This is a genomic window from Lentzea waywayandensis (assembly GCF_900115955.1).
GTDB lineage: Bacteria > Actinomycetota > Actinomycetes > Mycobacteriales > Pseudonocardiaceae > Lentzea > Lentzea waywayandensis.
This window is the reverse complement of record NZ_FOYL01000014.1, coordinates 182170-207510: the sequence shown is the minus strand read 5'-3', so window position 1 is coordinate 207510 and position 25341 is coordinate 182170. Positions and strand designations below refer to the sequence as shown.

Here is a 25341-nt window from a genome sequence, read left to right as displayed (position 1 = left end):
AGAGGTAGTCCGAACGAGGGAATTCAGCCATCACACGAATGGTGAGTCAGAGGATGAACCAATCGGTGCAACCACTTGCGAACCGGAACTTCACCGGTCCACGTGGCGCGATCCCCATGACGAACATCCCCAGTTCGTCGACCACCGCGGTTTCGTGGTCGCCGGTCGGCGTCACCAGCGTGACCGGCCCCGTGGCAGGCATCAGCTGGCCGGTGATCCCCGCCGCCGACACCTCCACCTGAAGCATCACGCCGTCCGCGTCGAACACCAGCTGCCGCGCCGTCGACGTTGACCGCGCACGGGCGAACAGCGTGTCGTCCAGCACGGAGTCGTACGACGTGATGAGCAGCAGTTCCTCGTCGATGTTCCGCCAGGTGAACGCGGCCTTCGCGGCCTCCACGAACTCCGGCGGCACATCGTCCGAAGGTGTGCTCAACGCGTCGCGCAAGGCGTCGAGCAGTACTTCGTCACTGTCCCAGTCGTGCCGCACCCAGCACACCTCCTCTCTTCGACGGCGATCCCAGGAACGCTGAGAGCGCAGGGGTCTTGCGCAACTTCTCCAGGCAACGTATCCGCGTCGGGCCGATGCTGCCGACCGGCATCGCGAGCTCTTCGCTCACGACCTGGTAGCTCGGCGGCGGATCGGTCATCAGCTTCGTCAGCAACCGCTTGCACTGCTCCGTGAGCTCGGCGAACCCATCGCGCAACGCCTGTCGCCGCTCCACGGCCAGCAGGTCCGCCTCCACGTCCGCGTCCACCTGCTCCGACTCCAGCGCGTCGGACTCGGACAACGGGTCGTAGAGGTGCGTCCGCTGCTGCACGCGCAGCACGCGCAGGCACTCGTTGCGGGTGGTCGTCATGATCCAGCCCGGCAGTGCCTCCGGCTCGCGCAGTCGTCCGATCTGCTCCACGAGCCGAAGCCACAGCGTCTGGTTCACGTCGGCCGCATCCGAAGGGCGCAGCCGGTGCTTGTAGATCACCGACACCACCAGCGGCGTGTAACGGTCCACGATCTCGTTCCACGCCGACTGATCGCCCTCGGCCGCCGCGCGTACGAGCGCGGCGATCGGGGATGCAGAACTCACGTCGACTCCTTGCGGTCACAACTGGCGGAGGCCGAGGTTGCTCCCCAGATACAACTATTTGACAAAAACTCCGTAGCCGGGATGGAGCTCCGGCCCGCTCAGCAGTTTGTCACGTGCCTGAGCTGCGCCGATGCCGTCCGACACCATCGTGGCGGCGATCCGGCCGGTGACCAGTGGCGCGGCGAACGACGTGCCGTACCACTCCGCCCAGAGCGCGAACGGCGTGGCTGCGGCCTCGCCCGGCAGCTGCCACTCGCCCTTGAGGTAGGTGGAGGCCCGGTTGCCGATCGCGCAGGCGTCGACCCAGTGGCCCCAGTTCGAGTAGAAGGCGGGGCCGATCGAACCGTCCCGCTCCTGCTGGGCGGCGGCGACGGCGGTGACCCCGCACAGCGCCGCGGGCCAGCTCGGCCGCTGCGTGCCCTGGTTGCCGGCCGAGGCCACCACGACGATGTCGCCGGGCAGGGCCTCGATGGTGCGCCGCAGCGGTTCGGAGGCGATGTCGTCCTCGGTGAAGCAGCCGAGCGACAGGTTCAGCAGGTTGATCTTCTTCTTGCCCAGCTCGGTGATCTTGCGGCAGAGCCGTTCCTCGTCGCCGAAGCCGTTCGGGTCGAGGCCGACCTCCGGGTCGAACGTGACGCCGGGCGCGGCGTTCTGGATGACGCCCGCGACGAACGTGCCGTGGCCGCCCTGCAACGCGAAGTTGTCGCCGTTGCTGTAGGCGGGGTCGACGTCGTCGGCCTCCTTGGCGTAGCGGCCGCCGAACCAGTCGGAGTGCTCGCTGTCGGCGCCCTGCGAGATGCCCGTGTCGATGATGCCGACCCGGACGTCCTTGAGGCGCTCGTCGAACTTCGGCGCGGACACCGGGTCGGTCGGGTAGGGCCGGTCGCCGGGGTTGCCCATGACGAGGCCGCCGTGCCCGACGATCACGTGGTGCGGCTGCACGAGGGGGACGCGCTCGTTCGGCCAGTTTCGTTGATCCCGCAACAGACGAACAATGCGGGGAATGTCCTCCGCGTTGTTCGGCAACGTCAATCGCGCCAATCCGGCGAATCCTTCGCCGGGCCGGGCGACGATGTTGTTTTCGCGCAGTTTCTCGATCACGCGTTGTTGGTCCTCGGCCGCGACGAGCAACTGGCCGGGTCGATAAAGGAATTCACGCCCGCGTTCGGCGTGGAAGCTGATGTTCTTGTCCTCGGCGATGAGCTGCAGGAAAGCTCTTTGGTAAAGCTCCGCGCTTTCTGGCGTTTTCGACACCACGGCCTCACTAAAGCAGCGTTGACGGGCACCCCGACCGAGCTTGATCAAGCTACCACAGCGGATAAAGTGTTGCCGTGACCGACTTTTGTGCGGAGGACGCGCTGGAGGCCAGGCAGCGCAACCCGCGCGCGGCCGTGGAGATGGCCCGCGCTGTCCTTCGCGCGACGGATGATCGCTCGGAATGGTCGATCGCCGAGCGCGCGATCGGCCTCGCGCTGCGGGAGATGCACGACTTCCCCGGCGCGGCCAGGCATCTGCGCCGCTCGATCAGGATCGCCTCGGACGCGGGGCTGCCCAGGCTGGCCGCCTTGGCCCAGATGAGCCTCGCGTGGGTGCTCGCCTACACGGGCAAGCAGAAGGCCGCGCTGACGTTGCTGGACGACGCCATGCCGGAACTGACCGGCGCGGACTCGGTGGCCGCCCTGATGCAACGCGGCGTCGTCTTCCACTACCTGACCCGCTACGACGACGCGCAGCGCGACTACACCGCGGCCATCGCCGGCGCACGTCGCGTGGGGGACCAACTGGTCGAAGCGCGCGCTCTCAACAATCGCGGCCTCGTGCGCGCGTACGTGGGGAACATGCGTGAGGCGTCGGCGGACTTCGAGCTGGCGGCTTCCTTGCTGGGCGAGCTCGGCCAGGAGCTGGGAGTCGCCGACGTGCACTGGAACGCCGGCATCATGGCGACCCGCGGCGGTGACGTCCCCGCCGCGCTGACGTTGTTCGACAAGGCAGAAGAGGTGCACCGGCGCCTCGACGTGATGCGGCCGGTGCTGCTGGTCAACCGGCTGGAATTGCTCGTCTCGGTGCCGCTGCTGGACGAGGCCCGCGCCGCGGCCGACCGCGCGATCACCGAGCTGAAGGCGCTGAAGAACCCGCTGGGCGTCTCGGAGGCCCTGTACTTTCGCGCCCGGATCGCGTTGCTGGACGACGATCCCGACGCCGCCAACTCCTTCGCCGCCGAGGCGCGTCGTCGGTTCCGCCGCGAGCAACGCCTGCTGTGGGCGGCCGGCGCGCGCTACCTGGAACTGCACGCGGCCGTGCTGCGCGGTGACCGTTCCCGTCCGCTGAGGCTGGCCTTGTCGCGGGTCGCCTCCGAGCTGGACGCGATGGACTGGCGGCTGCCCGCCCTGGAGGCCCGCATCGACGCCGGCCTGGTCGCCGCCGACCTGGGCCACCGCGCCCGTGCCGTCGCGGAGTTCTCCGTCGCCGCCGGTGCCCGCCTGCGCGGCCCGGCCGGTCTGCGCGTGCGCGGCTGGTACGCGGAAGCGTTGCGCCGCAAGCTTTCTGGCGACGTGCGGGGGACCTCCTCCGCGTTGCGCCGGGGGATCGGGCTGCTGGACGAGTACCGGGTGTCGCTGGGCGCGGCCGAGCTGCGGGCGTCGACCGGTGTGCAGGGCCAGGCTCTCGCGCTGGAGGGCTTGCGACTCGCGGTGGCCTCGGGGAACGCGGCGCGCGTGCTGTCGTGGACCGAGAGCTGGCGGGCCGGGGCGTTGCGGATGAAGTCCGTGTCGCCTCCCGACGATCCCCGGCTCGAGGACGCCTTGGCGTCGTTGCGCGCGGTGGCGGCCGACGTGGAATCCGCCGTGCTGGCCGGGAAACCCGCCGGTGTCCTGCGCGCCAAGCTGGTCCGCGCCGAGCAACGCGTCCGCGACCTCACCCGGCAGGTGTCCGGCGAGGTCTCCGTCTTCAAGCCACCGGCGGTCAGCTCACTTGTTTCCGCTCTGGGCTCGTCGGCGCTGATCGAGTTCGTGGAGTACGACGGCGTGCTGATGGCCGTCGTCCTGGCCGGCGGCCGCGCTTCGCTGCACTCCCTGGGCGCCGTGGAGGGAGTGGTCCGCGAGATTCGCCTGCTCCGCTTCGCCCTGCACCGCCTCGTGACCCTGCCGCCGCAGCTGCCGAACATGGCCGTGGCCCGCTCGTCGGCCTCGCACGCCGCTTCGTTGCTGGCTCGCCGCCTGCTCGACCCGTTGGCTTCGCGGATCGACGGCCGGCCTTTGGTCGTCGTGCCGACCGGTGCTCTGAACGGGCTGCCGTGGGCCGTCCTGAACCGCCAGGTGACCGTCGCGCCGTCGGCCTCGGTCTGGCTGCGCGCCACCTCGGTGCCTGATGCCTCCGGTGAGGCCGTACTGGCCGCCGGGCCGCGCATGGCCGCCGCCCCTGCCGAGATCAAGGCCATCAGCGCGCATGTGCCTGGACGCGTTCTGGTCGACGCCGAGGCGACCGTGAGCGCCGTGGCGTCCGCAATGGACGGTGCCGCGCTCGCCCACATCGCCGCGCACGGCTCGTTCCGCGTCGACAACCCGCTGTTCTCGGCTCTGGAGCTGGCCGACGGGCCGTTGACCGTCTACGACATCGAACGCCTGCACACCCCGCCGACGCTGGTGGTGCTGTCGGCCTGCGACACGGGGCAGTCCGCTGTCCGGCCCGGTGATGAGCTGATGGGCTTCACCGCTGCTCTGCTCGGGCTGGGCACCCGGACGTTGATCGCGCCCGTGGTGCCGGTGCCGACCGACGGGACGGCTCCGGTGATGGTGGAGCTGCACCAGAAGCTGGCCGCCGGGATGGCTCCGGCCGAGGCTTTGGCGGCGGTGCAACGGGCCTCTGCCGACGACGCTGCCTACGCGGCGGCCGTCGGCTTCGTCTGCTTCGGCGCGGGTTAGTGCGGCGGAGGCGTGGTGTAGAGGACCAGCGCGCTCTGGCCGGAACAGCCGATCTCGCCCGGCTGGGTCTGCACGCGCGGCGGGTGCCAGGCCTCGACCGTTCCGTTGGCCAGCCGCACTCCGTTGAGGCAGTCGCCACCGCCGGCGGCGATGATGCCGATGGCGCCGTCCTTGACGAACGCGTCGAGGCGCGGCTCCTTCCAGGGCAGCTTGGTCTCCGGATCGACCGGCATCGGCGGGAGTTTCGCGCGCAACTCCGCGAGCACCTCGTCCTGCGTCGGGGCGGGCGGCAGCGCGGTGAGAATGGTCTTGAAGGCTTCGGGGTAGTTCTCCGGAACGCCGGTGCGCTGGGCAGGCGGCGGCACGATCGGTTTGGCGTCGGCGGGGCAGCGGACGCGGTCGGGGCCGCCGTCGGTGACGCCGTAGTAGTTGAAGTCGGCGCGGTAGCAGGCGGTCACCGGGTCCTCATCCCAGAGCCGGAAGCTCGGCGGTGACTCGGAGGTGCCGGGGTCGTAGATCCGGAAGAGCAGGCCGGCGCGCACCTTCTGCGGGTCGTCGGTCGGACTGTCGGTGATCTCCAGGACCGCGAAGTACTTCTGGTCGGTGCTGCCCTCCAACGCGGAACGGGCGTAGGCGTTGCCGTCGGTGCCGCGCGGGTAGCCGATGCGCTCGGCGACCTGCCTGGCCTTCTCGTCGGTGGCGCTGTTGCCGTCCGGGCGTGTCATGAAGTAACCGGCCGCCACCACGGCGAGCACCGCCGCGGTCAAAGCCGTTGTCCCCCCAGGCTTCATGGCAGCGACGCTAGCGCTTTCCGCTCCAGGGCATTCCAGAACTCGAGCGTTTCGCTTATGGTTGCTCGTCATGACAACGAGGTCGTGGTGGGGCTGGGGCAACGTCGAGGACGCCGTCACCCCCGATGAACGCCGTGCGCTGGTCGAGCGGGTCCGGGCCGTGCTGCCGGACGCGGACCTGACGTTCCACGAGCCACCGGATCCGTCGTCGCTGGACCTGCCCGAGTCGCGCATCGACCCGCCGGGCGACCTCTACTCGACCGATCCCGTCGACCGGCTCGCGCACGCCCGCGGCCAGGCTTATCGCGACGTCACCCGCAACCTCGCCGGCGACGTCGGGCCGCTGCCGGACGCCGTGGCCCGGCCGCGCACCGAGCAGGACGTCGTGGACGTGCTCGACTGGTGCGGGTCGAACGACGTCGCGCTGATTCCCTTTGGCGGCGGCACTTCCGTCGTCGGCGGGGTCGAACCTCGTGACCTGGACCGGGTCGTCACGCTGGACCTCGGCAGGCTGGACCAGGTGCTGGAGGTCGACCCGACCAGTCGTGCCGCGCGGATTCAGGCGGGGGTGCTGGGGCCGTCGCTGGAAGCCCAGCTGAAGCCGCACGGGCTGACGTTGCGGCACTTCCCGCAGTCGTTCGAGTTCTCGACGCTCGGCGGCTGGCTCGCGACGCGCGCCGGTGGTCACTACGCCACGCTCTACACGCACATCGACGACCTGACCGAGTCGCTGCGGGTCGTGACGCCGAGCGGGATCTCCGAGTCGCGCCGGTTGCCCGGGTCGGGTGCGGGACCGTCGCCGGACCGGCTCTTCCTCGGTTCCGAGGGCACTTTGGGGGTGATCACGGAGGCGTGGATGCGGTTGCAGGAGCCGCCGGTGCACCGGGCGGGCGCCTCGGTGCGGTTCGCGTCGTGGGAACGGGCCGTCGAGGCGACGCGGCTGATCGCGCAGTCCGGGCTGCATCCCGCCAACTGCCGGCTGCTGGATCCGGCGGAGGCGTTCCTCAACGCAGGGTCGCCGTCGTCCGTGCTGGTGCTGGCCTTCGAGTCCGCCGACCATCCCGTCGACGGGTTGCTCGCCCGCGCGGTGGAGCTCTGCGGTGACGGCGAGGTCGTCGAGGGAGCGGCGCAGCAGTGGCGGAAGTCGTTCCTGCGCATGCCCTACCAGCGGGACGCGATGGCCCAGCACGCGATGATCACCGAGACGTTCGAGACGGCCTGCACCTGGGACCGCTTCGCCGGACTGCACGCGGCGGTGACGGAAGCGGCGACCGAGGCGTTGCGGAAGGTGTGCGGCATCGGCGTCGTCACGTGCCGCTTCACCCACGTCTACCCGGACGGGCCCGCGCCCTACTACGGCATCTACGCGCCGGGTCGCTGGGGCAGCCTCACCGCGCAGTGGGACGAGATCAAGGCCGCGGTGTCCGAGGCGCTCATCGAATCGGGCGGCACGATCACGCACCACCACTCCGTCGGCCGCGACCACATGCCCTGGTACACGCGCCAACGCCCGGACGTCTTCGGCGCGGCCCTGTCCGGTGCCAAGGCCGCACTGGACCCTCAGGGCGTGCTCAACCCCGGCGTCCTCACCACACGATCGACCTGAGGATCAGCGCCGCGATGAACACCACCGTGAACGCGAGGTCCAGCCCGAACCCACCGAACCGCACGGGCGGCAACACCTTGCGCACCGGCGCCAGCACAGGCTCGGTGACGCCGTGCGTCACCCGCCGCACCTTCCACACCCAGTCACCGCGCGCCTGCAGCGTGACCGCCCAGTCCACGATCATCCGGCCGATCATCACGAGGATGAACAGCGTCAAGATCCAACCGACGATCCATCCGACCAAGCCGAACAAGAGGGCCTCCTTACGTCCTGTATGTCCATGAAGCCACACGAAACTGAGAGGCGCCTGGCAACTCGCTGAGACAGTATTCAGCGTGTGGCGTACGACGAGGGCCTTGCCCACCGTCTGGGCGAGTCGCTGGGCGACCTTCCGGACCTGAGCACCAGGAAGATGTTCGGCAGCCTGGTGTTCATGTGGCGAGGAAACATGCTGGTAGGAGCCCTGGGCTCGGACCTGATAGCGCGCGTCGGCCCCGAGGCGCAGGCCGACGCGCTGGCCCAGCCGGGCGCCCGCGTCTTCGACTTCACCGGACGGCCGATGAACGGCTGGGTGGTCGTCGACGGCGAGGCGGTGGCGGAGGACGAGGCGCTGGAGGACTGGATCGCGCGGTGCCGCGAGTTCGTGGAAGCGCTGCCGCCGAAGTGAGCCTGGTGGAACGGGTCCGGGAGGAGCTCGACGGGTGGCGCGACATCACTGAGACGGAGGCGCTCGGTGGCGTCGTGTTCGAGTGGGACGGTGACCCGCTCGTCGGCGTGGTGGACGACGAACTGGTCGTGCGTGCCGAGGGTGGCGGCTGGGCGACGGTGACCGGGGACGTCGGCGAGTGGCTGGACCGGGCGGCCGGGGTCGTGCTCGACGAGTGCGTCGTCCGCTGGCACGGCGAGCTTCGCGCGGGCGGCCTCGACGCTTACCAGGCCATGCTCGCCCTCGTTCGCCACGACCCGGAACGCGAGCAGTTGCAGCGCATCCTGCTCGACGTGACCCGCGGCGCTGACCGGGGTCTCGCCCAGCTCGCCGTCACGTGCCTGGGACACGTGGGCAGGATCGACCGCGAGGTGCTGCCCGAGGTCGTGCCGCGGCTGCGGGAGCTGCTCGGCGATCCGGACTGCGCGGGCAGAGCCGAGGACGCGCTCGGCGACATCGACCACTTCGCCGGTCGCACCGACTGACAGCCTCATGTCCCTTTTCTCCCGACCTTCGGACGTGTCGAGCCGAAAATCCCCTACGTAGCGTGCGCTCGGGATTCCGAGAGGGGAACGACAAGTGCGAAGAGTTCTGGCGGGAGCAGCGGCGCTCGCGCTCATCACCGCTGGCATGGTCACACCGGCGACGGCGACGCCGCCCGCGCAGCCCGAGGCGCAGGAGACGCGGCAGTCCGACGAGCAGCCGCACGAGCTGGAGATCAAGCGCCGCGCGTTGAAGCAGCAGGCGCTCGCCGACGTGCTGACCGGTCAGGCCACGACCGAGAAGCGGGGGAGCAGCACCGTCGCGAAGGTCGGCAAGAAGCAGGACAAGGACCAGTACGTCGAGCTCAAGCGGGAGAAGACCGACAAGATCTTCGTGATCCTCACGGAGTTCGGCAACGAGCGGCACCCCGACTACCCCGACCGCGACACGAACCCGGCCACGCCGGGGCCGCAGCGGTTCGACGGGCCGGTGCACAACCAGATCCCGGAGCCGAACCGGGCCGTGGACAACACGACGATCTGGCGCAAGGACTTCAGCCAGAAGTACTTCCAGGACCTGTACTTCAGCCGCAAGAAGGACGCCAACTCCGTCGCGAACTTCTACGACAAGCAGTCGTCGGGCCGGTACACGGTCAACGGGCTCGTCACGGACTGGGTGAAGGTCCAGTACAACGAGGCGCGCTACGGCCGCAGCAACGGCTACCCGTGCAACGACAACATCTGCAACAACTCGCGTGAGCTCATCAAGGACGCGGTCACGCAGTGGGTCGCCGACCAGAAGGCCGCGGGCAGGACGACCGAGCAGATCAAGGCGGCGCTGGCCGAGTACGACCAGTGGGACCGCTACGACTACGACTCCGACGGCGACTTCAACGAGGCCGACGGCTACATCGACCACTTCCAGATCGTGCACGCCGGTGGCGACCAGGCCGACGGCGACCCGTTGCAGGGCGAGGACGCGCTCTGGAGCCACCGCGGTTACGCGTACAAGAACTACACGTCCGGTCCTGGCAGCAACAAGCTCGGTGGCGCGCCGATCGGTGACACCGGCATCTGGGTCGGCGACTACACCGTGCAGCCCGAGAACGGCGGCGTGAGCGTCTTCGCGCACGAGTTCGGCCACGACCTCGGCCTGCCGGACCACTACGACACCAACGGCGGCACGAACGGCGTCAACTGGTGGTCGATCATGGCCCAGAACCGGGTGAACGCCCCTGGTGAGGCTCCCGGCGAGCGCGCCAACGAGTTCTCCGCGTGGGACAAGCTCCAGCTCGGCTGGCTCGACTACGAGGTCGCGGTCGCCGGTCAGGAACGCGTCTTCGACCTCGGCCCGCACGAGTACAACAGCGCCAAGGCCCAGGGGCTCGTGGTCGTGCTGCCGGACATCTCGAAGAACTTCGACTACGGCGCTCCCTTCGCGGGCAGCAGGATGTGGTGGAGCGAGAAGGGCAACGACCTCGACCACTCCATGACGGCCCCGCTCGACCTGCGCGGCAAGACCAGCGCGTCGCTGACGTTGAAGGCGCGCTTCGACATCGAGGTCGACTACGACTACCTCTACGTCGAGGCGTCCAATGAGGACGGTAGCTGGACGCAGCTCGACGGCACCGCCGGTGGTCAGCCGTTCGCCCGCGACTCCGGCGACTCGCCGGCGATCAGCAGCTCGTCGGACAACCAGTGGGTCGACGTGAACGTGTCACTCGACGCGTACGCCGGCAAGAACACCAAGCTGCGCTTCGCCTACCGCACTGACGGTGCCCTTGCGTTGCAGGGCTTCTTCGCCGATCAGATCACGGTGACCGCGGACGGCGCACCGGTGCTGACGGACGGCGGTGAGACCGCAGGTCTGTGGACCACGCGCGGCTTCCGCACGACCGAGGGCAAGGAGACGAAGGCGTTCGACCAGTTCTACATCGCCTCGAACCGCACCTACGAGTCGTACGGCAAGTACAACCGGACCGGCCCGTACCGCTACAGCTTCCCGGACAAGCCCGACTTCGTGGAGCACTTCCCGTACCAGGACGGTCTGCTGGTGTCGTTGTGGAACACGAGCTTCCTCGACAACAACGTCAGCGAACACCCCGGTGAGGGCCTGATCCTGCCGATCGACGCCAACCCGGCGCCGCTCTACAACCTGGAGGGCCAGCGCTGGTCGCCGACCGTCGGCGGGTACGACGCGCCGTTCTCACTGCAGAAGTCGGACTCCTTCACGTTGCACGTCAACGGCAAGGCGTCCTACGTCCGCGGCGCGGCGGCCCAGCCGACGTTCGACGACACCAAGCAGTTCTGGTACGCCGAGCAGCCGAACGCGGGCGTGAAGCTGCCCGCAGTCGGTGTCGGCCTGAAGGTTCTGCGGCAGAGCGGCACGTCGATGACGGTGAAGTTGTACAAGACGAAGTAGCGTCGAATGCATGACTGCTGCTGAAGACATGCTGGCCGTCGCCGTCGAAGAGGCGCGGATGGGACTCGCCGAAGGCGGAATCCCCATCGGCGCGGCACTCTTCGACGGCGACGGCCGTCTGCTGGGCCGGGGTCACAACCGGCGAGTGCAGGACGGCGACGCCTCGATGCACGCGGAGACCTCGGCCTTCCGCAACGCGGGCCGCCAGCGCGGCTACCGCGGCACGACCATGGTCACGACCCTGTCGCCGTGCTGGTACTGCAGCGGCCTGGTCCGCCAGTTCGGCATCTCGAACGTCCTGATCGGCGAGGCCACGACCTTCCACGGCGGCCACGACTGGCTGGCCGAGCACGGCGTCGGCATCACCGTCGTCGAGGATCCCGCGCTGGTCGAGCTGATGACGACGTTCATCGCCGAACGCCCCGAGCTCTGGTACGAGGACATCGGCCAGGATTAACGTGGGACGCATGGCTTCTGTGCTGATCACCTCGGCCGCGACCCTGGACTCGCTCGACGTGCTGGTCAACCACGGCGGAGCCGCGGAGGAGACGTTCGAGGGCGCACTCGAAGGCGCGGCCCGCGTCCTGCAGGCCTACCTGCCGTTGCTGGAACGGTCGGCGGCCCCCGTCGTGGTGAACGTCAGCGGCCCTCAGGACTCGCCGTCCGCGGCAGCGGTCAACGTGGTCACCGTGCAGTACGCGAAGGCGTTCCCCCGGATGCGGATCAACGCCGCCGAGCAGAACACCGGCGCCGTCGAGCGGATGGCGCGGATCGGGCCGGACGGGCCGACCGGCGGCTACTTCGCCGAGTAGCGCTCCACGGCCTCGTCCATCGAGCCCAGGATCGTGAACACCGCGTCCAGCCCGGTCGCCTCGATCGGCCGCAACGCGGCCCGCGACGAAGCCACCACGACGAACTCGACGCCGGCCTGCGAAGCACGTTGCTGGCCGAGGACGAGAGCCTCCAGCCCGGCGGAACCCAGGAACTTCACGCCGCCCAGATCCACGACGATGGCCCGCTGCCCCTCAGCGACGTTGCTTTCGAGCGGTCCGGTCAGCTCGCCGCTGGACGTGGTGTCCAGTTCGCCGGACACGTGCAGCACGGCGACGTCCGGTGCGATCCGGTCGGCGACCACGGTGGCCAGAGCGGTGGGGTCAGGCACGCGATCTCCTTCAATGGGCGGTCAGCACCCCACGTTAACCCGGCTCGAAACCGGCGGTCGACGGCCCCTCAGCGAGGTGCGGCCTGCCTGCTGGGAAACGTGGACGTGCTGGGTCAGGCGAGCGTGCAGTTCGTGGCACGCGGCGAAGCCGAGGCGGATGTCGTCGGGCGGGCACTGGACGGGCAGCAGTTGCGCGAACGGGTCACCGCCGATCGTGTCGACCGCGGTCAGGAACCCGACCAGGGCACCGACCAGTCGCCGGTGCAGGCCGAACAACGACAGCGCGTTCGCGAGGGCCAGGGTCGGCGCGGGCATTTCGTCGACGCCGACGGACGGTTCCAGGTCGCGCAACGTCACGGTGAACAGCACCGAATGCGTCCGCTCGGAACGCGTGCCGTAGGCGTCGCCCTGGATGTCGCGCAGCACCGACCGCATCTCGCGGCGCGGCTGCCAGAACGCGTGGTGCTGCCGCAGTTCGGTCAGTCCCTCCGCCGACAACGCGGCGGGCGAGGTGACCTCGGTCAACGACCGCAGTGCCTTCTCCCAGCGCGCTTCCAGGGCCGCGTGGAACTGGGCCAGCGCGGGATGGTCCTCCCAGCCTGCGGCGACGTCGTCGAAGCCGCGCATCCGCAGCTCGTAGCAGATCCACAGCGACAGCTGGAGGTCGTCGTCGAGCCACGCGTCCCTGGTTCCGCCGCTGACGAGCAGCGCGGGCCGCGGTGGGGGCGGCAGGCGCAGCGCTGCGACCAGGGCTGAGCTCATGTGGCCGCGGGGAGCGGGGAGGCGCATCAGGTTTCCTCACGCGTTCGGGCGATCAGCATGTCCACAAGGGACTCGGGGTCCGGGCAGCGTCGTTGTCGAGCGGCACCGCAGCCGTTGTGGCGCAACCAGTCCAACTGCTGCTCCACAGTAGACAGAGTGCCACGATCGCGCAGCGCGACCGCGACGTGCTCGACGAGCGACACCGCTCGGTCGAACGCGGGGGAGAGTTTTCCGGTGTGTGGATCGGCGGCCAGTCCGTCGACCCCGTCGCGCGACGCCCGCCAATATGCCGCTCGCAGCACGGAATCGTCCACCCGCTGTTCGGAGGGTTCCGTCACGACGAGGGCCCGGATCAACTCCGCGAGAACCGCGACTTCCGTTGCCAGCTGGGGAATGTCCGCGACGCGCACCTCAACCGTCGGATGATCGGCAGAGGGGCGGACGTCCCAGTACACCATCGCCCTGTCCATCAACGCTTCCGAGCTGATCAACGCGTCCACGGTGCGGTCGTAGTCGGCGGGTCCGTTCCAGAACGGCGGCGGCCCGCTCACCGGCCAGCGCGACCACACCATCGACCGCCAGCTCGCGTACCCGGTGTCCTCTCCCCGGGCGTACGGGGAATTGGCGCTCAGTGCCAGCAACGTCGGCAGCCATGCCCGCAGCTTGTTCGACGCCGCCAATGCTTCGGACTTCGATGAGACACCCACGTGCACATGCAATCCGCACACGCCCGTTCCGGATACAAGTCTTCGATGGGAGTACTCGATCCGGTGATAGCGGGGGTCATCCGATCCGGGAGGGGGACCGGCCTCGCCGATCGGCGGCACGCCCGTCGCCACGAGCCGGCACCCGGCCTCGTCGGCGGCGTTCACGAGCACCCGCCGTCCCTGCCGCACCTGGTCGCTCAGTTCCTCGAAGGACGAGGTGACGCCGGTGGCCACCTCGATCTGGAACGGCGTCAGCTCGCCCTGCACGTCGAGGTCACCGGGCGCGCTGGAGATCTCCCTGACCCGTGGTGCCAGTGCCGCCGGCCGCCGCGAATCGGGATCTACCAGCAGGAACTCCTGCTCCACGCCGACCGTGTAGTGACTCATCGCGGGGCGGGTACCCGCGTTCCACGGTGATCAACCTCGGAGTGGCCGGATGAGACGGCGGCGCGGTCGGTGGCGCGGCCGGGGCGATCCGGAACGGGCGGTCCGCAGGCTGCTCAGACAGACTTGAGGGCGGCCCGGTCGCACTGCCGGCACCACGCGGCACCCTGCGCCGCGGCCAGCGACGCGAACCCGGCCAGGAAGTGCAGCGCGTTCGAGCCGGGGTTCACGTTCAGGAAGTTGACGACCTCGTCGTCGTAGCGGGCCAGGCCCAGCCCGAACAGCACCAGGAACAGCACCGCCACCAGCAGCGCGGTGCCGCTCAGCGCCTTCAGGCGGGGAGCGGACAGCAGCAGTGCGGCGCCGAAGACCAGGTGGATGACGTTCTGCAGGGGGTTGACGCGCAGCCCGAGGATCCAGGTCTCGGACTCGCCCGCGAAGGACGAGAAGCCGGTCACGAGAAACCCGGCCACTCCCCACAGCGCGAGCACGGCGCCAGTGCCGAGCGCCAGCTTCTGAGGCCACCGCAACCGGTTCATGAGGTCAGTATCGCCAGAAACGGACATGCCCGCTCGCTCATTTCACTCTTCCGCCAGCAGGTCGTGCCGCAGCTGCTCCAATGACTTGGTGAGCAGCCGCGACACGTGCATCTGGGAGATGCCGACGCGGCGGGCGATCTCGGTCTGGGTGAGCCGGCCGAAGAACCGCAGGACCACGATGGTCCTCTCGCGCCGGGGAAGGCCCCGCAGCATCGGCTGCAGGGCCTCGTGGATCTCGACGCCTTCCAGCGCCGGGTCGTCGACGGTCGAGCCTTCCAGCGAGTCGAGCGGCGCGAACGCCACGTTCTTCTCGATCCGCAGGCCCTCGTAGACGTCGGTGAGCGACACCCCCAGGTGCCGGGCGATCTCGGAGGGAGTGGGAGATCGCCCGGTCCGGTGCGACAGCTCGGCGGTGGCACCGTCGATCGAGTCGCACAGCTCTTTCAACCTGCGGGGGACCCGCACCGCCCAGCACTGGTCGCGGAAGTGGCGCCGCACCTCACCGGTGATCGTGGGCACGGCATAGGACAGGAAGTCCGTCTGCCGGCCCACGTCGAACCGGTCGATGGCGTTGATCAGCCCGACCGCCGCCACCTGCGCGAGGTCCTCGATGGGCTCGCCGCGTTCACTGAAGCGGCGGGCTATGTGCCGGGCGAGCGGGAGGTACTCGCGCACCAGCCGGTCCCGCAGCGCGTAGTAGCACCGCGAGTCACGGGAGGTGCGGGCGAGTTCCTCGAACGCCGCGTGCTGGTCTGGCGTCAAAGCGCACCGCGATCAGACCTGCGGCGGCGGCGTCACGTCGCCACGCCAGGCGCCGGTCTCGGTGCCGCGGTTCTCGATGAACTCCTTGAACCGCTTCAGGTCGCCCTCGACCCGGTGGCTGACCACGCCGAGCGCGGCTCCGGCCTTCTCGGTGAGGGTCTCGGGCTCGTACTCCATCTGGAGGTGCACCCGAGTCGTCTCGTTGTCGATGCGGTGGAACGTCACCACGCCGCCCTGCGGCGGGCCCTCGACCGACGTCCACGCGACGCGCTCGTCGGCGTGCTGTTCGGTGATCTCGGCGTCGAACTCGCGGACGACCCCGCCGATCTTCGTCGTCCAGTGGGTCCTGGTCGGCGTGACCTGGTCGATCTTCTCCACGCCGTCCATGAACGCCGGGAAGGACTCGAACTGGGTCCACTGGTTGTACGCCGTGCTCACAGGCACTAGGACGTCCACCGACTTCTCAATGGTGGTCACAAAACCTCCTCGATCGGTTGTCGTCATCAGGTGAGTACCCGGGTCGCGCCTCGTTACACATTCGACACCGGTCTACTGTGGACGGTCACGCTGAGTGCTGATCCAATCGCCATCTGCGCATCACGAATTCGCCCACAGTGGTCAAATCGCTATGTGATCCACGTAACAGGAGCGGCATACTGCGCGGTATGTAAGGGGCTCTAGGAGGCGCTGGTGCTCGAGGCGAACAACCTTGAGGTTGTCTACGACGACGTGATGCTGGTGCTCCGGGGCGTGAGCCTGAAGGTGCCCCAGGGCAAGGTCGTGGCTCTGCTCGGAGCGAACGGAGCTGGGAAAACGACGTTGATGAGGGCCTTCAGCGGCCTGCTCGACGTGCACGACGGCAAGGTCACCAAGGGCTCGATCACGCTCGACGGTGAACCGATCCACCGCCTCCCACCGGCGAAGATCGCCGACAGAGGCATCAAACAGGCCCTGGAGGGCCGCAGAATCCTGGCCGAGCTGACCGTCGAGGAGAACCTCAAGGTCGGCGGCCACGCGAGACCCAAGCGGCTCAAGCAGAACCTGGACCGCTGCTACGAGCTCTTTCCGCGGCTGCTGGAAAGGCGAAGACAGAGCGCGGGGTACCTGTCCGGCGGCGAGCAGCAGATGCTCTCGATCGGCCGGGCGCTGATGTCGGAACCGTCCTACCTCCTGCTGGACGAGCCCAGCCTCGGCCTCGCGCCGCTGCTGGTGCAGCAGATCCGCGACCTCGTCGTGAAGATCAACGAACAGGGCACCACCGTCCTGCTGGTCGAGCAGAACGCCAGCATGGCGCTCTCCATCGCCGACCACGGCTACGTGCTGGAGACCGGCAAGGTCGTGATGGACAAGCCGGCGCAGGCGCTGCTCGCCGACGACGACATCCGCGAGTTCTACCTCGGCCTCGGCACCTCCTCGTTCCGTGCGGTCAAGCACTACAAGCGCAGGAAGAGGTGGCTGTCGTGAGCGCCGACGTACGTGCCCCAACGGAGGCGCCGTCCACTTCCGTTCTGGAAGTCACCGACGTCCGGCTCGCGTTCGACGGCGTCGTGGCCGTCGACGGGGTGTCGTTCAGCGTCGAGGAGGGCGAGCTCTTCGCCATCATCGGCCCGAACGGCGCCGGCAAGACGTCCATCTTCAACGTCCTGAGCGGCGTCTACCGGCCGCAGCAGGGCACCGTGCGGTTCCGCGACCAGAACCTGATCGGCATGCGGCCGCACCGCATCGCCGCGCAGGGCATGGCCCGCACGTTCCAGAATATCGAGCTGTTCTCGCACCTCACCGTCGTCGACAACCTCATGCTCGGCCGCCACAACCACATGCGGTACGGCGCGCTGTCGGCGTTCTTCTGGCTCGGTAAAGCAAGGAACGAGGAGCTGAAGAACAGGGCCGCGGTCGAGGACGTCATCGACTTCCTGGAACTGGAGCAGTGGCGCCGGTTCCCGGTCGGCCTGCTGCCCTACGGCGTGCAGAAGCGCGTCGAACTGGGCCGGGCGCTCGCGATGGAGCCCAAGCTCCTGCTGCTCGACGAGCCGGTCGCGGGCATGAACGTCGAGGAGACCGAGGACATGGCCCGGTTCATCCTCGACGTCCGCGAGGAACTGAACATCCCGATGATCATGGTGGAGCACGACATGGGCCTCGTGATGGACCTCGCCGACCGGGTGATGGTCATGGACTTCGGCCGCCCGATCCGCACCGGCACGCCCGCGGAGGTGCAGCAGGATCCCGACGTCATCCGCGCCTACCTCGGCGAGCAGCACAAGAGCGTGACGCCATGACCACAACCGTTGTCACGCGGGTGAAGAACAGGGCCGAGCACACGCCCGACCAGATCGCCCTGCGGGCCAAGGACTTCGGCATCTGGCAGGAGGTCACCTGGTCCGGCTACTGGGCGAACGTCGAACTGGTCGGGCACGCGTTGCTCGCGCTGGGCCTGCAACCGGGCGACCGGGTCGCGATCCACTCCGAGAACCGCCGCGAATGGCTCTACGCCGACCTCGGCATCGTCGCGGCCAGAGGCATCACGGTCGGGCTCTACCCGACGAACCCCGCGTCCGAGGTCGCCTACCTCCTGTCCCACTCCGGCACGCGGATCCTCATCGCCGAGGACCAGGAACAGGTCGACAAGGCGTTGCTGGTGCTGGAGGACACCCCCGACCTGGAATGGATCGTCTACGTCGAGCCCCGCGGGATCAAGGGCCGCTACGACAACCCGAAACTCCTGGCCTGGGAGGACTTCCTGGCGCTGGGGGCGCAGCACCGCGACTCGTTCCCCGGTGAGCTCGCCGAACGCATGGCGCAGACCGAGCCCGACGACGTCATGACGTTGATCTACACGTCCGGAACCACCGGACCGCCGAAAGGCGCGATGCTCACCGTCGCCAACGTCGAGTTCGCCGTCCACGTGCTGGTGGAGGGCGGCGGTTTCACTTCGCCACCGCCGTCCCCCGCCGACGTCACGTTGTCCTACCTGCCGTTGTGCCACGTCGCCGAGCGCATCTTCACGACGTGGTTCAGCGCGGCCAGCGGCGTGCAGGTCCACTTCGCCGAGTCGATCGAGACGGTGCAGGCGAACCTGCGCGAGGTGCAGCCGACGATCCTGTTCGGCGTTCCGCGCATCTGGGAGAAGGTGCTGGCGGGCGTCACGATCGGCGTCTCGTCCGCTTCCCGGCTCAAGCGCACGACGACCCGGTTCTGGCTCAAACGCGCAGAAAGCATCGGCGAAACGCTGGTGCACAACGGCGGCAGGCACACGGGCAAGAGCCGGTTGGTCTACGCGCTGGGCTGGCTGTTCTGCTTCCGCGCGCTGAAGGCCCGGATCGGCATGCGCCACGTCCGGTACGCGGCGTCCGGTGCCGCGCCGATCGCACCGGACGTGCTGAAGTTCTTCATGGGCATCGGGGTGCCGATGCACGAGGTCTACGGCATGACCGAGAACACCGCCGTGGCGACGGGAAACCGGCCGGGCCGCGTCAAGATCGGCACGGTCGGCGAGCCCCAGCCCGGCACCGAGCTCCGGATCGACGAGGAGACCGGCGAGATCCTCACCAGGCACGGCGGCACGTTCGCGGGCTACTGGCAGGATCCCGAGTCCACCGGCCGGGTCCTGAACGACGGCTGGCTGCACACCGGCGACGTCGGCGAGTGGGTCGACGGCACGCACGTCAAGATCACCGACCGGATGAAGGACATCATCATCACCGCGGGCGGCAAGAACATCGCGCCGTCCGAGCTCGAGAACGCGCTGAAGACCTCCCCGTACATCAAGGAGGCCGTGGTGATCGGCGACCAGCGGGCGTACCTGGTGGCGTTGATCGGCATCGAGCTCGAGACGGTCGGCCACTGGGCGCAACAGCGCCGGATCACCTACACCACCTACCGGGACCTGTCGGAGAAACCGGAGGTCCTGGAACTGGTGCAGAAGATCGTGACCGAGGCGAACGGCAAGTTCGCCACGGTCGAGCAGATCAAGAAGTTCCGCATGTTCCCCAAGGAGCTCGACCACGAGGACGGCGAGCTGACCGCGACGCAGAAGGTCAAGAGATCCGCGCTGGGCAAGATGTTTGACGACCTCGTGGAGAGCATGTATGGATGAGTTTCTCCAGTCGCTGATCCGGGGTCTCGGCACCGGATCCATTTACTCACTGCTCGCGCTCGGCTTCGTGATCATCTACAAGTCGACGCAGGTGATCAGCTTCGCGCAGCCGGCGTTCATGCTGGCGGGCGCGGTGCTGGTCTCGTACCTCTCACCCGCGGTGTCGTTCGTCGGCGCGGTTCTCGTGGCCGCCGTGGTGATCGCGGTGCTGGCGCTGGGAGTCGAACGCACGGTGCTGCGGCCGATGGTCGGCAAACCGGTGTTCGTGGTCGCGATCATCACCATCGGCGTGGACGTCGTGGTCAGGGTGGTGACGAACGCGTTCATCGGCCTCGACGTCCGGCAGGTCGGTGACCCGTGGGGCCTGAACACGGTGAACTTCCTGGGCGCCGAGGTGCAGCAGCGGTATCTGGTGATGATCGCGACGACCGCTGTCGTGACGGTCGCGCTGTTCGCGTTCTTCCGCTACTCGCGGATCGGGCTCGCGATGCGGGCCGTCGCCTACGACCAGGAGGTCGCGCTGGCGCAGGGGATCTCGGTCGGGTCGGTGTTCGCGCTGTCGTGGGCGCTGGCGGGCGGGCTCGCCGCGCTGGCCGGCGTGTTCGTCGCGACGGGCGCCGGTGTCGACCAGCAGCTCTGGATCGTGGCGCTGAAGGCGTTGCCCGCGATCATCCTCGGCGGCCTGGAGTCGTTGGGCGGGGCGGTGGTCGGCGGGCTCGCGGTCGGTGTCGTCGAGTCGCTCTTCGGCACCTACCAGGGTGATTTCGCGCCGTGGCTCGGATCGAACTTCGGGCTGGTCGCGCCGTACGCGTTGATGCTGCTCGTTTTGCTCGTCAGACCGTACGGACTATTCGGCAAGAAGGAGGTGGAACGGCTGTGAAGAGGCCAACGACCATCAAGGGCAGGCCAGAGCTGTACACCTCTTACAAGCAGGACATGGGTTTCCTGAACACGCGTCCCAAACGCGCGTGGTCGGGCGGACTCGTCGTTGTCGCACTGGTGCTGCCGTTCATGATCACCGACGATCTGCTGCAGTTGCTCGCCACCGGGTTCGTGGCGGCGATCGGTGCGATCGGGCTGAACATCGTCACGGGCTACGCGGGCCAGGTCTCGTTGGGGCACGCGTTCTTCCTCGCGATCGGTGCGTACACGGGCGCGGCTTTGAGCGGCCCCGAGACCGGGCGGGTGATCGGCTTCGGCATCACGTCGCTGCCGATCTGGCTGCTGGCCTCGGGATTGGTGGCCGCGCTCTTCGGCGTCCTGGTGGCGCCGGTGGCGGTGCGGCTGCGGGGCCTCTACCTCGCGATCGTGACGCTGGGGCTGGTCTTCCTGGGAGAGCACGTGTTCCGGGAGTGGACGTCGCTGACCGGCGGCCCGGGAGTCGGACGGCCCGCGGCCGTGCCGGAGCTCTTCGGGGTGCGGCTGGATCAGGACAACGGGATGTTCACGGCGGCACAGCAGCTGTACCTGCTGATGTTCGTGCTGCTGGTGATCTTCGGTGTGCTGGCGCGGAATCTGGTGCGCTCGCGGGTCGGGCGGGCGTTCGCGGCGGTGCGGGACCGGGACCTGGCCGCGTCGGTGATCGGCGTCGACCTGACGAAGTACAAGGTCCTGGCGTTCGCGGTGTCCTCGTTCTACGCGGGTGTCGCGGGCGCGTTGTTGTTCGTGGTGAACGGGTTCTTCGATCCGGGCTCGTTCAACCTGCTGTTGTCAGTGCAGTACATCGCGATGGTGCTCATCGGCGGCGCGGGCACCATCTCCGGAGCGATCATGGGCGCGCTCTTCATCACCTTGCTGCCACGCATCACCAGGGAACTCCCCACGGTGCTGCCGTTCATCAGTGGTGACGCGACCGGCGTGATCACGGTCTTCCAGTTGGAGGCCGTGCTCTACGGCGTGCTCATCATCGTGTTCCTCATCGTCGAGCCACGCGGGTTGTTCGGCATCTGGGTCCGCGTCCGCAACTACTGGCGCACCTGGCCGTTCTCGTACTGAGGAGAGAATCCCCATGTCTGGTAAGAGACTCGGAGCAATACTGGTTGGGGCGTTGCTGCTCGCCTCGTGTCGAGGAGGGGATGGCGCGGCGCCGCAGGAGGGCGCGGGCGGCATCAAGGTCGACGCCGGAGTGACGAAGGAGGCCTGCCCCAACGCCGTAGACAAGTCCAAGGGCTGCATCTACCTCGGCACCATCTCGGACCTCACCGAAGGCCCGTTCAAGACGCTGGCCGTGCCGATCACGGACTCGCAGAAGGCGTTCTGGAAGCGCGTGAACGACAAGGGCGGCATCGGCGGCTACGAGATCGACGTCACCAAGTACGTCAAGGACAACAAGTACAACCCGCAGATCCACAACCAGGTCTACCAGGAGATCAAGGGCAACATCCTGGCGCTGACCCAGACGCTGGGCTCTCCCACGACCGTCGCGATCCTGCCGGACCTCGAGAAGACCCCCATGGTCTCGGTGCCGGCGTCGTGGACCTCGTTGTGGGGCCACGAGGAGGTCGTGCTGGAGTCCGGCGCGAACTACTGCGTCGAGTCGATGAACACCGTCGACTACGCCGCCGAGAAGATGGGCGTGAAGTCCGTGATGGCCGTGCACCTCGCCGGTGACTACGGCGACGACGCGGCGGCCGGAGCGAAGATCGCGGCCGAGAAGCGCGGGCTGACGTTCGAGAACGTGACCACCCAGAGCGGTCAGGACAACCAGGGCGGGGCGATCGACGCCGTCGTGTCGAAGAAGCCGGACCTGGTGATCCTGACGACCGGACCGACCGACGCGGCCGTGATCATCGGCCAGGCCGCCGCCCGTGGCTTCAAGGGCAAGTTCATCGGCACCTCGCCGACGTGGAATCCCGGCCTGCTCAAGTCGCCGGCCGCTCCCGCGATCAAGGCGCTGTACATGCAGTCGGCGCCGTGGAAGGCGTGGAACACCGAGTCCGTGGGACACACCGCGATGCGGGCCGCGCTGCCCGGCGTGACGCCGAACGACGGCTACACCGCCGGTTGGGTGTGGGCGTACCCGCTCAAGGCCGCGCTGGAGAAGGCTGCCTCGAACAAGGATCTGACGCGTGCCGGTGTGCTCGCCGCTGTGCGCCAGCTCACCTCTGTGGACTACGAGGGCATGCTTCCTTCGGGTGCGGGTAATTTCTCCGCTTCGCCCCAGGACGCACTGTTCCGTCAGTCGACCCTCTACAAGCCCGACGACGCCGCTCCGACCGGAGTGACGCTGGTAGAGGACTTCTTCACCGGTTCCACGGCAAAAGATTTCAAGTTCGAGAAGCCCTGCTACCAATGAACCGAACGGGTGACACCCGACGCTGAAAACGGACATCGCTGACTAGGCTCCCTGGTGAGCTTGTGTAGGAGGTAGTGAGCGGTGTTGTCGTGCGTCGAGGTTCGCCGATCCGCTGGAGGACTCCGGTTATTCGTTCGTCCCCTGGCCGCGTCGCGTTGGAGCGCGCGGCTGGGGTACGAACGGGTGTCGGAGTTGCTGGCCGCGATTCGTCAGGCGGAGTCGTGCACCGTGCCGGACGTGGAACTGCGGTACGTGCCCGACCAGCGCACCGGCGAGGCGGTGCTGGCGTGCGAGACGGGGTCCGTGCTGCTGGACGCCGACGAAGTGTGCGCGTTGCACGACACGCTGCGCGCGCACATGCCGGACCGGATGCGTCCCCTGCCCGTCTAGCCCGTCTGGCCCGGCTTGCGTGCGCGCCACTCGGTACGGTTCGCCCAATCCTGTCGATCTAGCTGATGGGCGCCGGTGAGCTTGCTTCCGGAACCAGGACAGCGGGCGCTCCGGTGCCGTCGGCGGGCACGGCCCACACGTCGTTCAGGCCGTCGTCGCGCTGGATGCCGTACGCGACCGTCCTGTCGTCGACCCAGGCCGGCTGGTCGTCGATGCTGCGGGTCTCGGCGAGTTCGGTGATCCTGCGCGTCGCGAGGTCGAGCACGGACACCCGCCAGCCCTTCTGCGGGTCGCCGTCCACCGCCTTCTTGTAGGCGATGCGGGTGCCGTCCGGGGACAGCGACGGGCACTCGACGTTGTCCGCGTCGGTCAGCGGGCGGACCTTGCGCGCCGCGAAATCGCCTTCGAGCAGGTAGCGGTGGCCGCCGGTGGACATGGTGGCGTAGAAGCGGTTGTCGTCGGCGGTGAACGTGACGCCCCAGTAGTTCGTGTCGACCGGTCGCTGGGGCATGCCTTCGACGGCGAACTCCTCCAGCGACGTGACCAGCGCGCCGGTCTTCGTGTCGAGGATGCCCGTGCTGGTGGAGAAACCGTTGGCGGCGTAGGAATGCCCGTCCACGAACAACGTCCACGCCACCATCCGGCCACTGGCCGACACGCGCGTGCGGTTCGGGAAACCGGTCAGCGGAACGGTTCTGAGTTCCTCGAGGTCGCTGTCGAGCACAGCGAGTTCGCTGGCCTTCAACGCTCCGGCCGGCCGCAGGCAGGAGATCGTGCCCGCGGCCGAGTACACGCGGTCGCAGCGCTGCTCGGTGACCTCCCGCGAGCCTGCCGGATCGGTGCGGGACACCGTGGACAGCTTGCCGTTGCTCAGGACCATCAGCCGCGGGCCCGCGCCGGTCGGGACGGACTGCGCGGCGTTCTCGGGTGTGGCACCGGACAGCGCGGTGTAGCCGACGGCGACGCCGCCGAGCAGGACGGCGGCGGTCAGCGTGATCAGCAGGCGCTTGTTCATTTGCGGCGTCCCAGCAGTGCGGCGGTGGCGATCAGGGCGCAGACCACCGCGACGGCGGCGATCCTGGTGGCGGCCTCGGGGCTCCAGAACTGCCAGGCGAGGCCGAACAGCACGGACGAGCCGAGGTAGGCGAGCGCCTGTCCACTTTGGATCAGCGCGATGCCGGTGGTGCGCAGGCGTTCCGGCAGGACCGGGCCCGCGAGCGCCATCAGCACGCCGTCCGTGCACGCGTAGAAGACGCCGTACAGCACCACGACCAGCACAAGGAGCGGCCAGCCGCCCAGCGGTCCGTGCAGCAACAGGTAGACGGCGGTCAGCGCGCCGTATCCGGCCAGCATGACCTTGAGCCTGCCGACGCGGTCGGCGAGCGCGCCCAGCGGTGCGGCGAGCAGCAGGTACACCAGGCTCGTGCCCACGGCCAGCAGCGGGAACCAGCCGAACGCCAGCCCTTCGCGCTTCTGCAGCAACAGGTACACGAACCCGTCGCCGATGGTGACCAGGCCGAGCAGTGACGCGGCCAGCACGATCTTCCGGACGGCGGGGTCCTTGAGCAGGGTGAGCTTGAGAGGTTCCTTGCGCCGCACGGGTTCCGGCCGGTCCCGGACGTAGAGCACGAGGACCAGCACGCCGAACGCGGCGATGCAGAAGCTGGTGACGAAAACGGCGTCGAACGACTGGGCGGAGGCCGCGAGCACGGCCATCGCGACCAGCGGCCCGGCGAACGCGCCGATGCCGTCCATCGCCCGATGCACGCCGAACGCCCGGCCCAGGTCACCGCTGGGGGTCGAGAGAGTGATCAGCGCGTCGCGTGGCGCGGTCCGCAGACCTTTGCCCGCGCGGTCTGCGGTGATCACGAAACCCAGTGCGGTCAGGGAGTTGCCGGCGGCCAGGAGCCCGAGCTTGGCCGCGGCGGAGAGCCCGTAACCGAAGCCCGCGACGGCCTTGCGCTTGTTCGTCCGGTCGGCGAGATAGCCGCCGGCGAGTCTGAGCAGGGTGGTGGCGCCGGTGTAGACGCCGTCGATCAGCCCGTACGCGGCCGGACTGAGCTGGAGGCCGATGACCAGGTACAGCGGCAGGATCGCGGCCACCATCTCCGACGACACGTCGGTGATCAGGCTGACCGTGCCGAGCGCGAAGACGTTGCCGCTCAGCCCTTTCCAGTTCGCTGACTTCGGTTTGTCGATCGTGGACAGGTACATCATCGGCCTCCAGCGGTC

28 protein-coding genes are annotated in these 25341 nt (G+C 68.5%); 15 read left to right on the top strand and 13 right to left on the bottom strand.

Annotated elements, in window-relative coordinates; genetic code table 11:
* Window positions 1-46: 46 nt before the first annotated feature.
* From BM417_RS38840 to BM417_RS38830, 3 genes are read right to left on the bottom strand one after another with little or no spacing between them, the layout of a single operon-like run.
* Window positions 47-490, bottom strand: a complete 444-nt coding sequence (locus BM417_RS38840) for a hypothetical protein (protein ID WP_093604846.1) — start codon at window positions 488-490, stop codon at window positions 47-49.
* Window positions 468-1085, bottom strand: coding sequence for an RNA polymerase sigma factor (locus BM417_RS38835; protein WP_093604844.1), 618 nt, complete (start codon window positions 1083-1085; stop codon window positions 468-470). Before BM417_RS38835 ends, BM417_RS38840 begins: the two co-directional genes overlap by 23 nt.
* 54 nt (window positions 1086-1139) lie before the next feature.
* Window positions 1140-2027 (bottom strand): S8 family peptidase, encoded by an 888-nt coding sequence (locus BM417_RS38830; RefSeq protein ID WP_245822570.1) that lies wholly within the window; start codon window positions 2025-2027, stop codon window positions 1140-1142.
* Here BM417_RS38830 and BM417_RS49535 point away from each other — a divergent pair.
* Entirely contained in the window at window positions 1998-2420 is a 423-nt protein-coding gene (locus tag BM417_RS49535) for a hypothetical protein (RefSeq protein WP_245822569.1), read from the top strand. The genes BM417_RS38830 and BM417_RS49535 overlap by 30 nt on opposite strands.
* Window positions 2417-5005 (top strand): CHAT domain-containing protein, encoded by a 2589-nt coding sequence (locus BM417_RS38825; RefSeq protein ID WP_245822568.1) that lies wholly within the window; start codon window positions 2417-2419, stop codon window positions 5003-5005. The genes BM417_RS49535 and BM417_RS38825 overlap by 4 nt, the downstream gene beginning before the upstream one ends.
* On the opposite strand, the gene BM417_RS38820 is transcribed toward BM417_RS38825, so the two are convergent.
* On the bottom strand, window positions 5002-5796 hold the full coding sequence (locus BM417_RS38820; protein WP_143138994.1) for a hypothetical protein: 795 nt from the start codon (window positions 5794-5796) through the stop codon (window positions 5002-5004). The two genes, BM417_RS38825 and BM417_RS38820, sit on opposite strands and share 4 nt — an antisense overlap.
* Window positions 5797-5866: 70 nt before the next feature.
* Here BM417_RS38820 and BM417_RS38815 point away from each other — a divergent pair, with 70 nt between their 5' ends.
* On the top strand, window positions 5867-7402 hold the full coding sequence (locus BM417_RS38815) for an FAD-binding oxidoreductase (protein WP_093604840.1): 1536 nt from the start codon (window positions 5867-5869) through the stop codon (window positions 7400-7402).
* Here BM417_RS38815 and BM417_RS38810 read toward each other — a convergent pair.
* Window positions 7383-7619 carry a YggT family protein gene (locus BM417_RS38810; protein ID WP_245822567.1) on the bottom strand — a complete coding sequence of 79 codons (237 nt, stop codon included), beginning with the start codon at window positions 7617-7619 and terminating at the stop codon, window positions 7383-7385. The two genes, BM417_RS38815 and BM417_RS38810, sit on opposite strands and share 20 nt — an antisense overlap.
* A 120-nt stretch (window positions 7620-7739) precedes the next feature.
* On the opposite strand from BM417_RS38810, the gene BM417_RS38805 reads away from it, so the two are divergent.
* The 5 genes from BM417_RS38805 to BM417_RS38785 all read left to right on the top strand — a co-directional run bounded on the left by BM417_RS38805 (window position 7740) and on the right by BM417_RS38785 (window position 11824).
* Window positions 7740-8069 carry a TfoX/Sxy family protein gene (locus BM417_RS38805; protein WP_093604838.1) on the top strand — a complete coding sequence of 110 codons (330 nt, stop codon included), beginning with the start codon at window positions 7740-7742 and terminating at the stop codon, window positions 8067-8069.
* A gap of 5 nt (window positions 8070-8074) precedes the next feature.
* On the top strand, window positions 8075-8593 hold the full coding sequence (locus BM417_RS38800; protein ID WP_143138993.1) for a hypothetical protein: 519 nt from the start codon (window positions 8075-8077) through the stop codon (window positions 8591-8593).
* A 94-nt stretch (window positions 8594-8687) separates the two neighbouring features.
* Complete coding sequence (locus BM417_RS38795) at window positions 8688-11012, top strand: immune inhibitor A domain-containing protein (protein ID WP_093604834.1); 2325 nt, start codon at window positions 8688-8690, stop codon at window positions 11010-11012.
* 10 nt (window positions 11013-11022) lie between these two features.
* On the top strand, window positions 11023-11469 hold the full coding sequence (locus tag BM417_RS38790) for a nucleoside deaminase (RefSeq protein WP_093604833.1): 447 nt from the start codon (window positions 11023-11025) through the stop codon (window positions 11467-11469).
* A gap of 10 nt (window positions 11470-11479) precedes the next feature.
* Window positions 11480-11824, top strand: coding sequence for a Rossmann-fold NAD(P)-binding domain-containing protein (locus BM417_RS38785; protein WP_218164702.1), 345 nt, complete (start codon window positions 11480-11482; stop codon window positions 11822-11824).
* On the opposite strand, the gene BM417_RS38780 is transcribed toward BM417_RS38785, so the two are convergent.
* The 6 genes from BM417_RS38780 to BM417_RS38755 form a co-directional block, all read right to left on the bottom strand.
* A complete protein-coding gene (locus BM417_RS38780; RefSeq protein ID WP_177320847.1) occupies window positions 11809-12174 on the bottom strand; it encodes an STAS domain-containing protein in 366 nt (121 codons plus the stop codon). The two genes, BM417_RS38785 and BM417_RS38780, sit on opposite strands and share 16 nt — an antisense overlap.
* Before the next feature lie 21 nt (window positions 12175-12195).
* On the bottom strand, window positions 12196-12963 hold the full coding sequence (locus BM417_RS38775; protein WP_143138992.1) for an iron-containing redox enzyme family protein: 768 nt from the start codon (window positions 12961-12963) through the stop codon (window positions 12196-12198).
* A complete protein-coding gene (locus tag BM417_RS38770) occupies window positions 12963-14030 on the bottom strand; it encodes a carboxylate-amine ligase (protein WP_093604827.1) in 1068 nt (355 codons plus the stop codon). The genes BM417_RS38775 and BM417_RS38770 overlap by 1 nt, the downstream gene beginning before the upstream one ends.
* A gap of 113 nt (window positions 14031-14143) precedes the next feature.
* Window positions 14144-14566 carry a DUF4383 domain-containing protein gene (locus BM417_RS38765; RefSeq protein ID WP_177320846.1) on the bottom strand — a complete coding sequence of 141 codons (423 nt, stop codon included), beginning with the start codon at window positions 14564-14566 and terminating at the stop codon, window positions 14144-14146.
* 42 nt (window positions 14567-14608) lie between these two features.
* Window positions 14609-15328: a SigB/SigF/SigG family RNA polymerase sigma factor gene (locus BM417_RS38760; protein WP_093604823.1), complete on the bottom strand. Its 720-nt coding sequence runs from the start codon at window positions 15326-15328 to the stop codon at window positions 14609-14611.
* 12 nt (window positions 15329-15340) lie between these two features.
* A complete protein-coding gene (locus BM417_RS38755; RefSeq protein ID WP_093604821.1) occupies window positions 15341-15805 on the bottom strand; it encodes an SRPBCC family protein in 465 nt (154 codons plus the stop codon).
* A 210-nt stretch (window positions 15806-16015) separates the two neighbouring features.
* Here BM417_RS38755 and BM417_RS38750 point away from each other — a divergent pair, with 210 nt between their 5' ends.
* The 7 genes from BM417_RS38750 (at window position 16016) to BM417_RS38720 (ending at window position 23109) form a co-directional block, all read left to right on the top strand.
* Window positions 16016-16792, top strand: coding sequence for an ABC transporter ATP-binding protein (locus BM417_RS38750; RefSeq protein ID WP_407656203.1), 777 nt, complete (start codon window positions 16016-16018; stop codon window positions 16790-16792).
* The gene (locus BM417_RS38745) at window positions 16789-17607 is read left to right on the top strand and encodes an ABC transporter ATP-binding protein (protein WP_177320845.1); all 819 of its coding nucleotides are present in this window, start codon (window positions 16789-16791) and stop codon (window positions 17605-17607) included. The genes BM417_RS38750 and BM417_RS38745 overlap by 4 nt, the downstream gene beginning before the upstream one ends.
* Window positions 17604-19424: an AMP-dependent synthetase/ligase gene (locus BM417_RS38740; RefSeq protein ID WP_093604815.1), complete on the top strand. Its 1821-nt coding sequence runs from the start codon at window positions 17604-17606 to the stop codon at window positions 19422-19424. Before BM417_RS38745 ends, BM417_RS38740 begins: the two co-directional genes overlap by 4 nt.
* Complete coding sequence (locus tag BM417_RS38735; protein ID WP_093604813.1) at window positions 19417-20304, top strand: branched-chain amino acid ABC transporter permease; 888 nt, start codon at window positions 19417-19419, stop codon at window positions 20302-20304. The genes BM417_RS38740 and BM417_RS38735 overlap by 8 nt, the downstream gene beginning before the upstream one ends.
* Window positions 20301-21419 (top strand): branched-chain amino acid ABC transporter permease, encoded by a 1119-nt coding sequence (locus BM417_RS38730; protein ID WP_218164701.1) that lies wholly within the window; start codon window positions 20301-20303, stop codon window positions 21417-21419. The genes BM417_RS38735 and BM417_RS38730 overlap by 4 nt, the downstream gene beginning before the upstream one ends.
* A gap of 13 nt (window positions 21420-21432) precedes the next feature.
* Window positions 21433-22719: an ABC transporter substrate-binding protein gene (locus BM417_RS38725; protein ID WP_093604811.1), complete on the top strand. Its 1287-nt coding sequence runs from the start codon at window positions 21433-21435 to the stop codon at window positions 22717-22719.
* Window positions 22720-22902: 183 nt separating this feature from the next.
* The gene (locus BM417_RS38720) at window positions 22903-23109 is read left to right on the top strand and encodes a hypothetical protein (RefSeq protein ID WP_093604809.1); all 207 of its coding nucleotides are present in this window, start codon (window positions 22903-22905) and stop codon (window positions 23107-23109) included.
* A gap of 58 nt (window positions 23110-23167) precedes the next feature.
* Here BM417_RS38720 and BM417_RS38715 read toward each other — a convergent pair whose 3' ends face one another.
* Together BM417_RS38715 and BM417_RS38710 are read right to left on the bottom strand one after the other, a co-directional pair.
* Complete coding sequence (locus BM417_RS38715) at window positions 23168-24124, bottom strand: TolB-like translocation protein (protein WP_093604807.1); 957 nt, start codon at window positions 24122-24124, stop codon at window positions 23168-23170.
* Window positions 24121-25323: an MFS transporter gene (locus tag BM417_RS38710; protein WP_093604955.1), complete on the bottom strand. Its 1203-nt coding sequence runs from the start codon at window positions 25321-25323 to the stop codon at window positions 24121-24123. Before BM417_RS38710 ends, BM417_RS38715 begins: the two co-directional genes overlap by 4 nt.
* Between the last annotated feature and the right edge of the window lie 18 nt (window positions 25324-25341).